The 13004-nt window shown below is 70.5% G+C and carries 9 protein-coding genes; 3 read left to right on the plus strand and 6 right to left on the minus strand.

Features of this window, described 5'->3' with window-relative positions; all coding sequences use genetic code 11:
- The first annotated feature begins 77 nt into the window (after positions 1-77).
- Positions 78-650 carry a DUF6114 domain-containing protein gene (locus AC4IJH_RS02325; protein ID WP_490849752.1) on the plus strand — a complete coding sequence of 191 codons (573 nt, stop codon included), beginning with the start codon at positions 78-80 and terminating at the stop codon, positions 648-650.
- A complete protein-coding gene (locus AC4IJH_RS02330; protein ID WP_490849753.1) occupies positions 640-2007 on the plus strand; it encodes a hypothetical protein in 1368 nt (455 codons plus the stop codon). Before AC4IJH_RS02325 ends, AC4IJH_RS02330 begins: the two co-directional genes overlap by 11 nt.
- Before the next feature lie 208 nt (positions 2008-2215).
- Here the strand turns inward: AC4IJH_RS02330 and pyk are convergent, their stop codons facing one another.
- From pyk to pta, 3 genes are read right to left on the minus strand one after another with little or no spacing between them, the layout of a single operon-like run.
- Positions 2216-3646, minus strand: coding sequence for a pyruvate kinase (gene pyk / locus AC4IJH_RS02335; RefSeq protein WP_490849754.1), 1431 nt, complete (start codon positions 3644-3646; stop codon positions 2216-2218).
- A gap of 59 nt (positions 3647-3705) precedes the next feature.
- Positions 3706-4917 (minus strand): acetate kinase, encoded by a 1212-nt coding sequence (locus AC4IJH_RS02340; protein WP_490849755.1) that lies wholly within the window; start codon positions 4915-4917, stop codon positions 3706-3708.
- Positions 4918-4967: 50 nt separating this feature from the next.
- Positions 4968-7082, minus strand: a complete 2115-nt coding sequence (gene pta, locus AC4IJH_RS02345; protein WP_490849756.1) for a phosphate acetyltransferase — start codon at positions 7080-7082, stop codon at positions 4968-4970.
- 220 nt (positions 7083-7302) lie between these two features.
- Between pta and AC4IJH_RS02350 the strand changes: the two genes are divergently transcribed.
- Positions 7303-8328 (plus strand): ATP-dependent 6-phosphofructokinase, encoded by a 1026-nt coding sequence (locus tag AC4IJH_RS02350; protein WP_490849757.1) that lies wholly within the window; start codon positions 7303-7305, stop codon positions 8326-8328.
- Between the two features lie 88 nt (positions 8329-8416).
- On the opposite strand, the gene AC4IJH_RS02355 is transcribed toward AC4IJH_RS02350, so the two are convergent.
- The 3 genes from AC4IJH_RS02355 to AC4IJH_RS02365 all read right to left on the minus strand — a co-directional run bounded on the left by AC4IJH_RS02355 (position 8417) and on the right by AC4IJH_RS02365 (position 12989).
- A complete protein-coding gene (locus AC4IJH_RS02355; protein WP_490849758.1) occupies positions 8417-9292 on the minus strand; it encodes an NAD(P)-dependent oxidoreductase in 876 nt (291 codons plus the stop codon).
- 5 nt (positions 9293-9297) lie between these two features.
- Positions 9298-10173 carry an NAD(P)-dependent oxidoreductase gene (locus tag AC4IJH_RS02360; protein ID WP_490849759.1) on the minus strand — a complete coding sequence of 292 codons (876 nt, stop codon included), beginning with the start codon at positions 10171-10173 and terminating at the stop codon, positions 9298-9300.
- Between the two features lie 248 nt (positions 10174-10421).
- Positions 10422-12989 carry an ABC transporter permease gene (locus tag AC4IJH_RS02365; RefSeq protein WP_490849760.1) on the minus strand — a complete coding sequence of 856 codons (2568 nt, stop codon included), beginning with the start codon at positions 12987-12989 and terminating at the stop codon, positions 10422-10424.
- Positions 12990-13004: the final 15 nt, after the last annotated feature.

A 13004-nucleotide genomic window follows, 5' to 3' on the forward strand; every position in this document is an offset into this window, starting at 1 on the left:
CTCCCCGCCCTGGCGCGCATGCACAGGGGTGCGCGCCGGTGTTCCACAGATGTGCCAGTCCCGAGGAGCTGTACAACATGAGCGCCGAATTGCACGAACGGCCGCTGGGTGGATTTCAGCGGGCCCGCCGCTCGTTCCGGGGGTGGCGCGGTCAACGCCCCTTCTGGGGCGGGTTGTTGGCCATACTCGGCGGCATCCCCATCATGTATTTCCCCTACGCGAACCTCACGCTGGGCGACCTGACCATCCGGATGGCCACGACTGCCGGCGCGGGTTCGCTGATCATCGGCGTTCTGCTGATCGTCCTCGGCCTGACCATGTGGTTCCAGCCCGTCTCACGGGTGTTCGCCGGTGTGGCGGCCATCCTGCTGGCGCTGGTCTCGCTGGTCGTCTCCAACTTCGGCGGCTTCGTGGTCGGGTTCCTGCTCGCCTTGCTCGGCGGCGCACTCGCCGTGTCCTGGGCGCCGGGGAGGCGGCCGGAGGCGGCCAAAGGAGACGGCTCCGGCGAGTCGGCCATTCCCCCCGCCGGTCCGGCGTCGGGGCTTGAGCCCGCGGCGGCCGGAGGCGGCTCGGGGCCGGTGACTGCCCCCGAGGACCAGACAGGATCGAGCCCGGCTGCCGGGACGAACGGGAGGCACCGTGCCGGGTGACGAGCTGCACGAGGAGAGCGCGGCCGCCGGGGCGAGAACGGGGCCGCGGCACGCGGCCCCGAAGAAGCCGCTGCTGTCCCGGCTGCACGTACCCGCGGGCAAGGCGATAGCCATCGCCGCGATGCCGACCGCCGTACTGATGGGCATGGGCCTCACCCCCCAACTGGCCATGGCCAAGCCGCAGCCGCCCACCAGCCCCTTCAAGGACGGCCCGTGCGTGACCGCGCCGGACCAGACGGACGGGGACGCGAAGAAGGACGCGGACAAGAACGACAAGGACAAGGACAAGAGCAGGGACAAGGACGAGAAGCGCGGCGACAAGACGGACAAGGGCAACTCCCCTTCCGGCTCCGCCAGTTCCTCCACCTCGCCCTCCACCTCACCCTCTCCCGCGCCTTCCTCCACACCGGGTACCGGCAAGAGTGGCGGCTCCGGCTCCGCCCCCGCCCCGTCCGACGGGAAGAAGACCACCGAGCCGTCGCAGTCCACCAGCCCCTCGCCCTCCGCCACCCCTCAGGAGGAGAACCCCTGGTACGACCCGCTGGGCCTGGGCAAGAAGCTCCACGACGTCTTCACTCCCGGCGACAAGAAGTCCTCCTCGCCGGGCACGTCGCCCTCGCCCTCCCCGTCCCCCTCGAAGGGCGCTCCGTCGGACGGCGCGAAGGACAAGGGAACGGGCCCGGGCAGCAAGCCCGCCGAAGCGGCCAAGGACCCCAAGGACTCCACGGACCCCAAGGACTCGGCGGACAAGGCCAAGGACAAGACCGAAGAAACCGCCAAAGCCTCGCCCTCCCCTTCCTCCTCCGCCACCCCGTCGCCGTCCCCCTCCGCCTCTGCGGGCGAGGATCCCAACGCCCCGGACGCGGACGGCAGGAAGCCCTTCCCCTGCGTGGTCGAGAAGAAGGTCGACGGTACGAACGAGCAGCCCCCGGCCCGTATCCCCAACCAGCCGTGGTTCCTGGAGGCCAGCTCGCTGACCCTCAAGGGCGCGGACTACAAGGGCGTGGTCAATCTGACGATGCCCAACGGCAGGACCAAGCAGGTTCTGAAGTACATCGTCAAGGACGGCACCGACATCGGTGATCTGCACCAGATCGTCGACGGCCCGGCCGGCAAGAAGTACCACGTCCAGGCGGGCAAGGGCACCACCTCCACCATCCGCGGCGGCGCCACGACCATGTACACCGAGAGCCTGTCCGGCAAGCTCTTCGGCCTCATCCCGGTCACCTTCGACCCCGAACACCCGCCGCCCCTGAACATCCCCCTCATCTACGTCACCGACGTCAAGGTCAGACAGGCCGGCCAGTTCGGCGGCACCCTCACCGTCCCCGGCCTGCACAACTACATCACCGGCTGAGCGCACCGGGACCCGGTCGATGGTGCAGCCGCGGTCCGCTCGCTGAGCCCGAAGTTCCCGCCGTAATGCGTGAAGTGCGGCTCGCGCTGCTTCGCCGTGGCTGCTGTCTCGTCCCGTCGTGACGTCACCACTGAGGGCGCCCCCTCGAAAAAGGGGGCGCCCTCAGTGGTGTGTGGGACTCAGGTCACCGGTGTGGGGTGGTGAGGTCTCAGTCGCGGCAGCCGTTGCCCAGGTGGTGGACGCGGACCATGTTGGTGGTGCCGGGGACGCCGGGGGGCGAGCCGGCGGTGATGACGGCGGTGTCGCCGTTGTTGAAGCGGTTGAGCTTGATGAGCTCGGCGTCGACCAGCTCGACCATGGCGTCGGTGTTGTCCACGTGCGGGACGACGAAGGACTCCACGCCCCAGCTCAGGGCGAGCTGGTTGCGGGTCTCCTGGTCGGTGGTGAAGGCCAGGATGGGCTGGGCGGCGCGGTAGCGGGACAGGCGGCGGGCCGTGTCGCCGGACTTGGTGAAGGCGACCAGCGCCTTGCCCTGGAGGAAGTCGGCGATCTCGCAGGCCGCGCGGGCGACCGAACCGCCCTGCGTACGCGGCTTCTTGCCGGGGACCAGGGGCTGCAGGCCCTTGGAGAGGAGCTCCTCCTCCGCCGCCTTGACGATCTTCGACATGGTCTTGACCGTCTCGATCGGGTAGGCGCCGACCGAGGACTCCGCGGAGAGCATGACCGCGTCGGCGCCGTCCAGGATGGCGTTGGCGACGTCGGAGGCCTCGGCGCGGGTCGGCCGCGAGTTGGTGATCATCGACTCCATCATCTGGGTCGCGACGATCACCGGCTTGGCGTTGCGGCGGCACATCTCCACGAGGCGCTTTTGCACCATCGGGACCTTCTCGAGCGGGTACTCGACGGCCAGGTCACCGCGGGCCACCATCACGCCGTCGAACGCGGCGACGACGTCCGCCATGTTCTCGACGGCCTGCGGCTTCTCCACCTTGGCGATGACCGGGACGCGGCGGCCGACCTCGTCCATGACCTTGTGGACGTCCTTGACGTCGTTGGCGTCGCGGACGAAGGAGAGCGCGACCAGGTCGCAGCCCATGCCGAGGGCGAACTTCAGGTCCTCGATGTCCTTCTCGGACAGGGCCGGGACGTTCACCGCCGCGCCGGGCAGGTTGATGCCCTTGTGGTCGGAGATGACACCGCCCTCGATGACGATCGTCTGTACGCGCGGCCCGTCGACGCCGGTCACCTTCAGCTCGACGTTGCCGTCGTTGATGAGGACCGGGTCGCCCTTCTGGACGTCGCCGGGCAGGCCCTTGTAGGTCGTGCCGCAGATCGACTTGTCGCCGGGCACGTCCTCCGTCGTGATGGTGAACTCGTCGCCGCGCACCAGCTCGACCGGGCCCTCGGCGAAGGTCTCCAGGCGGATCTTCGGCCCCTGCAGGTCGGCGAGGACGCCGACCGCCTTGCCGGTCTTCTCAGCGGCAGCGCGGACGCGGTCGTAGCGCCCCTGGTGCTCGGCGTGCGTGCCGTGGCTGAAGTTGAAGCGGGCCACGTTCATGCCGGCCTCGATCAGCGAGACGAGCTGCTCTTCGGAGTCGACGGCGGGGCCCAGGGTGCAGACGATTTTGGAACGGCGCATGGCTGGATCCTATCGCTTTGTTTCGGAGCGGAATATTTACGTTGGGGGAAACGCCAGGGCTAGCCGTTGACCAGGGCGTATGCCTGGGTGGCGATCTCCAGCTCCTCGTCGGTGGGGACGACGGCGACGGCGACCCGGGCGTAGTTGGGGGAGATCAGACGGGGCTCGTCGCCGCGCACGGCGTTCAGGTCGGCGTCCACCGCCAGGCCCAGCTCCTCCAGGCCCGCGATCGCGGCCTCGCGCACCGGGGCGGCGTTCTCGCCGACGCCCGCGGTGAAGGCCACCGCGTCCACCCGGCCGAGCACCGCGCTGTAGGCGCCGATGTACTTCTTCAGTCGGTGGATGTAGATGTCGAAGGCCAGCTCGGCCTGCTGGTCGCCCTCGTCGATGCGGCGGCGGATCTCGCGCATGTCGTTGTCGCCGCACAGGCCGATCAGGCCGCTCTTCTTGTTGAGCAGGGTGTCGACCTCGTCGGCGGACATGCCCGCGTTGCGCTGGAGGTGGAAGATGACCGCCGGGTCCAGGTCGCCGGAGCGGGTGCCCATGACCAGGCCCTCCAGCGGGGTCAGGCCCATGGAGGTGTCCACGCAGCGGCCGCCGGACACCGCGGAGGCCGAGGCGCCGTTGCCCAGGTGCAGCACGATGACATTGACCTCAGCGGGGTCCTTGTCGAGCAGCTTGGCGGTCTCGCGGGAGACGTAGGCGTGCGAGGTGCCGTGGAAACCGTAGCGGCGGATCATGTGCGCGTCCGCGGTCTCGGTGTCGATGGCGTAGCGCGCCGCGTACTCCGGCATCGTGGTGTGGAAGGCGGTGTCGAAGACCGCGACCTGGGGCAGGTCGGGGCGCAGGCCCTGGGCGGTCTTGATGCCGGTGATGTTGGCCGGGTTGTGCAGCGGGGCGACCGGGATCAGCCGCTCGATCTCCGCCAGCACCTCCTCGGTGACCACGGTCGGCTCGGTGAACTTGCGCCCGCCGTGCACGACGCGGTGGCCGATGGCGGCCAGCTCCGGGGAGTCCAGGCCCAGCCCGTCGGAGGACAGCTCCTGCGCGACGGCCTTCAGCGCGGCCTCGTGGTCGGCCATCGGGGCCTCGTGCTCACGCTTGGCGCCGCCGGTGGCCAGCGGGGTGTGGACCAGGCGCGAGGTCTGCTCGCCGATCTTCTCGACCAGGCCGACGGCCAGGCGGGTGCCGTCGGTCATGTCGAGGAGCTGGTACTTCACCGACGAGGAGCCGGAGTTGAGGACGAGGACTCGGGTGGCGTTGGCAGTCATGGAGGAGCTTTCCGGTTGGTCGTGGGGGGAGCTGCGGTTGTTCTGCGGGGTCAGCCGGCGGCCGGCGGCGTGGCGTCGGCCTGCGCTGCGGCCGGCTGTGCCCCCTGCGCCTGGATGGCCGTGATGGCGACGGTGTTGACGATGTCCTGGACCAGGGCGCCGCGCGAGAGGTCGTTGACCGGCTTGCGCAGACCCTGCAGGACGGGTCCGACGGCGACCGCGCCGGCCGAGCGCTGCACGGCCTTGTAGGTGTTGTTGCCGGTGTTCAGGTCCGGGAAGATCAGCACGGTGGCCCGGCCCGCGACCTGGGAGTCGGGCAGCTTGGTGGCGGCGACCTTGGCGTCCACGGCGGCGTCGTACTGAATCGGGCCCTCGACCAGCAGGTCGGGACGGAGCTCGCGGACGATCTCGGTGGCCTTGCGGACCTTGTCCACGTCCGCGCCGGAGCCGGAGGTGCCGGTGGAGTACGAGAGCATCGCGATGCGCGGCTCGACGCCGAACTGGGCGGCGGTGGTGGCCGACTGGATGGCGATGTCGGCCAGCTGCTCGGCGTTGGGGTCGGGGTTGACCGCGCAGTCGCCGTAGACCAGCACCCGGTCGGCCAGGCACATGAAGAAGACCGAGGAGACGATCTTGGCGCCCGGCCTGGTCTTGATGATCTCGAAGGCGGGGCGGATGGTGGCGGCGGTGGAGTGCACCGCGCCGGAGACCATGCCGTCGGCCAGGCCCTCCTGGACCATCAGCGTGCCGAAGTAGGAGACATCGGCGACCACGTCGTAGGCCAGCTCGTAGGTGACGCCCTTGTGGGCGCGCAGCTTGGCGTACAGCTCGGCGAAGCGCTCGCGCAGCGGGGAGGTCTGCGGGTCGACGACCTCCGCCTCGCCCAGGTCGATGCCCAGCTCGGCGGCGCGCTTGCGGACCGCGTCGTACTCGCCCAGCAGCGTCAGGTCGCACACGTCGCGGCGCAGCAGGACGTCGGCGGCGCGCAGCACGCGCTCCTCGGTGCCCTCGGGCAGCACCACGCGGCGGCGGCCCGAGCGGGAGCGCTCGATCAGCTCGTGCTCGAACATCATCGGCGTGACGCGGCTGGAGCGGGCGACGGAGATACGGTTCGTCAGCTCCGCGGTGTCCACGTGCCGCTCGAACAGGCCGAGCGCGGTCTCCGCCTTGCGCGGGGAGGCGGCGTTCAGCTTGCCCTCGACGGCGAACAGCTCGGCGGCGGTGGGGAAGGAGCCGCCGGATACGGCGAGGACCGGGGTGCCGGGGGCCAGGCGGTTGGCCAGCGCCATGATGTCGGGGCCGGGCCGCTCGTCCAGGGTCAGCAGGACGCCGGCTATCGCCGGGGCGCCGGCGCTGTGCGCGGCCAGCGAGCCGATGACCAGGTCGGCGCGGTCGCCGGGGGTGACCACCAGGCAGCCGGGGGTCAGCGCCTTGAGGAAGGTCGGCAGCATGGCGCCGCCGAAGACGAAGTCGCGGGCGTCGCGGGCGAGCCCGGAGTCGTCGCCCAGCAGGACCTCGGCGCCGAGCGTGTGCACGATCTGGCCGACGGTGGGCGCGGAGAGGGCGCCGTCCTCGGGCAGGGCGTAGCAGGGGACGGGGAGGCGGGCGGACAGGCGCTCGGCGATCGCCTCGCGCTCGGCGGGGTCCACCCGGTTCACGACCATGGCGACCACGTCGCAGCCCAGCGAGTGGAAGGCGCGGTAGGCGTTGCGCGCCTCGGCCCGTACGGACTCCGCCTCCTGGCCCTGGCCGCCGACGACGGGGACGAGGGAGGCGCCGAACTCGTTGGCCAGGCGGGCGTTCAGGTTCAGCTCGGCGGGCAGGCTGGTGGAGGCGTAGTCCGTGCCCAGCACCAGCACGTACTCGTAGTCCCTGGCCACCTGGTGGAAGCGGTCCACGAGCTGGGAGACCAGCTCGTCGGTGCCCTGCTCGGCCTGGAGGGCGCCGGCGTCCTCGTAGCTCATGCCGTATACGGTGTCGGCGGGCTGCGTGAGCCGGTAGCGGGCCCGCAGCAGATCGAACAGGCGGTCCGGTCCGTCATGGACCAGCGGGCGGAAGACGCCCACCCGGTCGACATGGCGGGTCAGGAGCTCCATGACTCCCAGCTCGATGACCTGGCGGCCATCGCCGCGGTCGATCCCGGTCACGTACACGCTGCGCGTCACGCGTGCTCTCCGATCCATTCCGTTGCTCGCAAGGTCAAAATACCCGTTATGGTGGGCTTGCCCCTCTTGACAATACCCGCGTCTGTGGATAGGTCGCTCCCCCAGTTTTACAGGGGAGACCGGAGGGATGGCCCGGGCGTGTGAGGGCAGGGCTCGCCGGCCCGTGAAACAATCGGACTGGCTCACAAGAACCAACAGCGAGCACAGGAGACACAGCACGATGCGTATCGGAGTCCTCACCGCGGGCGGAGACTGCCCCGGCCTCAATGCTGTGATCCGGTCCGTGGTGCACCGCGCCCTGACGGGTCACGACGACGAGGTCATCGGTTTCGAGGACGGCTTCAAGGGTCTCCTGGACGGTCGCTTCCGCAAGCTGGACCTGGACTCGGTCAGCGGCATCCTCGCCCGTGGCGGAACGATTCTGGGCTCCGCCCGCCTGGAGCGGAACCGGCTGCGCGAGGCCTGCGACGCGGGCAAGGACCTGGCTCGTGAGTACGGCATCGATGTGCTGATTCCCATCGGCGGCGAGGGCACGCTCACCGCCTCCAAGATGCTCTCGGACGCCGGGCTGCCCATCGTCGGCGTCCCCAAGACCATCGACAACGACATCTCCTCCACCGACCGCACCTTCGGCTTCGACACGGCCGTGGGCGTCGCGACGGAGGCCATCGACCGCCTCAAGACCACCGCCGAGTCGCACCAGCGCGTCATGGTCGTGGAGGTCATGGGCCGGCACGCGGGCTGGATCGCGCTGGAGTCCGGCATGGCCGGCGGCGCGCACGGCATCTGCCTGCCCGAGCGGCCCTTCGAGGTCGACGACCTGGTCAAGATGGTCGAGGAGCGCTTCTCGCGCGGCAAGAAGTTCGCCGTCATCTGCGTCGCCGAGGGCGCGCACCCCGTCGAGGGCTCCATGGATTACGGCAAGGGCGCCATCGACCAGTTCGGCCACGAGCGCTTCCAGGGCATCGGCACCAAGCTCGCCGTCGAGTTGGAGAACCGCCTGGGCAAGGAGGCCCGCCCGGTCATCCTCGGCCACGTCCAGCGCGGCGGCACCCCCACCGCCTACGACCGGGTGCTGGCCACCCGCTTCGGCTGGCACGCCGTCGAGGCCGCGCACCGCAGCGAGTTCGGCATGATGACCGCGCTGCGCGGCACGGACATCGCGATGGTGCCGCTGGCGGAGGCGGTCACCGAACTGAAGCGGGTGCCGGTGAACCGCATGGACGAGGCAGAGTCGGTCTTCTGACCGGAGGGTTTGCGGTCCTGCGCAGGACACCAGCGAGGGGGGGGGGGGGGGGGGGGGGGCCCCCCCGCCTTCGTGCTGTGCGGGGCTGTTACGGGCGCGTCGTGAGAAGGGCGACGACGGCGGCCGGGCTGAAGGTGGTCAGGCCCGCCGCGGCCTGCTCGCGCAGTGCGTCCATGTACGGGTCGAGCAGGGCGGTCCGCACCCCCTGCTCCTGGCTTGCCCGCAGGACGTTGAGGGTGCCGGCGATGGCGCCCTCCATGCTCGTGCCCGGTCCGGGCGGGCCGTCGGCGGCGTCCACCTCGGCGGCGAAGGCCGGCATGACGGCGGCCATCGAGGTCAGCCAGGGCACCAGCAGCTCGGTGAACTCGGCGGCGCGTACGCCCTCTTGGGAGGTCGCCATGGCCACCGACTGGAAGAAGCCCGCGAACATCAGCGACATCCCGGCCAGCAGCGACAGGTCCACGAGTGAGGCCGTCGACACGTCTTCGCCGAGGTAGGTGACCTCGCCCAGAGCCTTCAGGGTCGCGCGGTGCGGGGCGAGGACCGCTTCCGGTCCGCTGTAGAGGACGAAGGCCTCCGGCGTCGCGATGGTCGCCGGGACGGCCATGATGCCGCCGTCGACGAAGCCGATGCCGTGCCGGTCCGCCCACCGGGCCAGCTCGCGGGCCTGCTCCGGGGTGTTGTTGGTGAGGTTGACCAGGGTCCGGCCGCGGAGGGTGTCCACCACCGGGTCCAGGGCCTGGTGCACGGAGTCGTGGTCCAGGAGGCAGGCGACGACCAGTGGGCTCGCGGCAGTTGCCTCCCGGACGGTCGCGGCGCGGGCGGCGCCCCGCTCGACGAGAGCGTCGGCCTTGGCGGCGGTACGGTTCCACACGGTCGTGGGGTGGCCCGCCGCCAGGAAGGCGGCGGCCAGGGCGTGGCCCATGGAGCCCAGGCCGAGGACGGTCACCGGTGCGGCGCTCATGGGGTTCACCTGCCCTTCCGCAGGAGTCCGACGAGGGAGGACAGGTCGCCGTCGCCGAAGCCGTCGGCCACCCGGCGCTGCATCAACGGCTTGAGGGGGGCCAGGAGTTCGGTGCTCACGCCCTGGTCCTCGGCCACCTGGAGGATGTTGTCGAAGCCGACGGTCTGCATGGCCAGGTTGGAGACCACGCCCGCGGTGTGGTCGCCGGTGTCCAGCTGGTGTGCGTAGGAGTCGGTGGCCTCGGCCATGGCGGTCAGCCACGCCTTGAGGAAGGGCGCGAAGTCGCCCGCCGGGATCTTCTCCGAGCCGATCAGGGCGTAGGAGTGCAGGATGCCGGAGATCAGGCCGTACATCCCGCTGAGCAGGGAGAGGTCCCAGAGGGCGGCGAGGCCGGGGTCGGTGCCGACGAAGTGGGCGTCGCTCAGCCGCTCCAGGACGGGCCGGTGGGCCTCGAAGGCGGACCGCTCGCCGCTGTAGAAGAAGAGCGCACCGGGCTTGGCGATCATCGGCGGGGTGGCCATCATGCCGCCGTCGAGATAGGTGACGCCCAGTTCCTGGGCCCAGATGGCGAAGGCGCGGGCCTGCTCGGGGGTGCTGTTGGTGAGGTTGACCAGGGTGCGGCCGGCGAGCCGGGAGGCGACGGGGTCCAGGACGTCGTGGACGGAGTCGTAGTCCAGCAGGCAGACGAAGGTCAGCTCGCTCGCGGCGACCGCCTCGGCGGCGGTGGGGGCGGCGACGGCCCCCTGGGCGGCCGGCCCCTCGGCCTTGGCGGGGCTGCGGTTCCACACGGTGGTGGGGTGGCCCGCGTCCAGGAAGGCCTGGGCGATGGCCTGGCCCATGGCGCCGAGGCCGAGGACGGTGACGGAGGTGGTGCTGGACATACGGGTGCTCCTGAGAGTGTGGGAGAGGGTTGGCCGGGCGCGCCTCCATCAGCCTCGTGCAGGCCCTGACCTGCGACAAGTACGCACTTTGAAGTGGGTGGTTACCAAAAGGTGGGTGCGGCGGGGCGGGAGCGGCCCGGCCGCGCCGGGCACCTGTGCCGTGGGCCGTACGCCCCTGCGGGTACGCCAACGGGCAGGCCCCCGCCCGGAGTTCGAAGCGGGGGCCTGCCCGGTGTCGTGCGCCGCGGCTACTGCGCGTTGATGGACTCCAGCATGTTCAGGCGGGCGGCGCGGCGGGCCGGCCAGACCGCGGCCAGTACGCCGACCACCAGCGCGATCAGGAAGAACAGGCCGAGGCGGCCCCAGGGCAGCGCCAGTTCGTACGCCGGCATGGAGGAGGCGGTCATGCCGCCGGCGGCCCAGGCCAGGAAGATCCCGACGCCGATGCCCAGGACCGCGCCGAACAGCGAGATCACGATGGACTCCAGCCGGACCATCTGCTTGATGCCGCTGCGGGCCAGACCGATCGCGCGCAGCATCCCGATCTCGCGGGTGCGCTCGAAGACCGACATCGCCAGGGTGTTGATGACGCCGAGCACCGCGATGATCACGGCCATGCCGAGCAGCCCGTACATCATGTTCAGGATGGTGTTGATGGTGCCCGCGCCCTCCTTGCGCATGTCGTTCTTGTCCTGGACCTTGAGCAGCGGGCTGTTGCCCAGCGCCTCGCGGATCTCCTTGTCCAGGCCCGATTCCTTGCCGCTCGCGGCCTTCACCAGGAGCTTGTCGTCCTTGACGGGCTTGAGGCGCGGGTCGATCAGGGAGGTGTCGGCGAGGATGTCGTGGGCGATGTGGTTGTCCACGTAGATGCCGGTGACCTTCAGCTGCTGCTTCTTGTCCTTGCCGCGGTAGAACTCCACCTCGGGGGTGTCACCGAGCTTCCAGCCCAGCTCCTTGGCCTTGGTCTCGGAGACGGCGATGCCGTTGCCGCGCACCGCGTCCAGGGAACCGCTCACGAAGCGGACATCGGTGACCTTGTCCAGCTGACCGGAGCCGGCGCCGGTGAGGGTGCCGAACCCGCCCGAGGTCTGGAAGCCGACGGAACGGATGGCGGTGGCGGCCTCGACGCCCGGGAGCTGGGCGACCTTCTGCGACAGCTTCGGGTCCAGGCCCTCGAAGTTGGAGGTGGTGACCGCGTAGTCGGCCTTGAGGTCCTTGGCGACCATCTCGTCCATGGCCCGCTGGAGGGAGTTGCCGCCCACCGTCATGCCGGTGATCAGCGCCAGGCCGATCATGAGGGCCGAGGCGGTGGCGGCGGTACGGCGCGGGTTGCGCAGCGCGTTCTGCTTGGCCAGCTTGCCGGTGACACCGAACAGCTTGGTGGTGACCTTGCCGGCCAGCGCGACCAGCGGCCGGGACAGCAGCGGCGCCAGGATGATCATGCCGACCATGGTCAGCGCCGAGCCGGCCATGGCGGGCGTCAGACCGCTGCTGTCCTTGATGGTGGACACGTACAGCATGATCGCCACACCGAGGGCGGTGACGGCCGCGCCGATGGAGTTGCGCACCACCAGGCTGCGCGGCGCGGGCGCCGCCTCGACGGTGCTCAGCGCCTCGATCGGGGCGATCTTCGCGGCCTTGCGGGACGGCAGCCAGGCGGCCAGCACGGTCACCAGCACGCCGACGGCCAGCGCCGAGAGGACCGGTGCGAGGCCGATGACCAGCGGGCCGTCGGGGAAGCCGGCGCCCGTGGCGTTCAGCAGCGGGCGCAGGCCCATCGCGATGCCGGTGCCCAGGACGAAGCCGATGGCGGAGGAGAAAAGACCCAGCAGGCCCGCCTCGACCAGCACCGAGCGCACCACCTGGCGACGGGAGGCGCCGACCGCGCGCATCAGCGCGATCTCACGGCTGCGCTGGGCGATGAGCATGGTGAAGGTGTTGGTGATGATGAAGATGCCGACGAACAGCGCGATAGCGGCGAAGGCCAGCAGCGTCTTGGTCAGCGAGCCGCTCTGCTCGGCGATCATCTTGGCTTCCTGGTCGGCCAGTTCGGTGCCGCTGGTGGCCGAGGCGCGGTCCTTGGGCAGGACCTGGCGCACCTTCGCGGTCAGCGCCTGGTCGTCGGTGCCGGGGGTGGCGGACAGCACCATCTCGTCGTACTGACCGGGGTGGCCAAAGAGCTTCTGCGCGGTGGCGGTGTCGAACAGGGCGAGGGTGGCACCCGCCTTGACCTGCGGGTTGTCGCTCTCGACGGTGCCGACCAGCTTCTTGGTCAGCGCCGGTCCGTCGGTGGCGAAGCGGACCGTGTCGCCGATCCGGTAGCCGCCTGCCGCGGCGGTCTTGGCGTCCAGCACGATCTCGCCGGAGGAGGCCGGGCCGCGGCCCTCCTTCAGCGGGTAGGTGCTGTCCTTGCCGTCCCGGCCGGGGACGTAGTTGGTGCCCCTGTTGCCCCACTCGTTGCCCAGCCGCTGATTGTCCTTGCCCACCAGGACGGCGTCGCCGGTCACGGAGGGGCGCACCGAGGCCACGCCGGGCAGCGCGCGCAGCGTGTCGGCGACCTTGTCGGTCAGCGCGGACTGGGGCTTGCCGTTGGCGGGCTCCTCCTCCCCGCCGCCGGCGGGCGGCGGGAACTCGGGGCGTACGGAGACGGCCACGTCCTTGAGGCTGTTGGCCATGGCGCTCCGGTAGGCGCTGCCGACCGTGTCGCTGAAGATCAGGGTGCCGGAGACGAACGCGGTGCCGAGCACGACCGCGAGCGCGGTCATGATCAGACGGGCTTTGTGCGCAAGGAGGTTGCGCAAGGCAGTACGAAGCATGGTGGTGGTGTCAGT

The sequence above is a fragment of the Streptomyces sp. UF-297 genome (assembly GCF_058245575.1).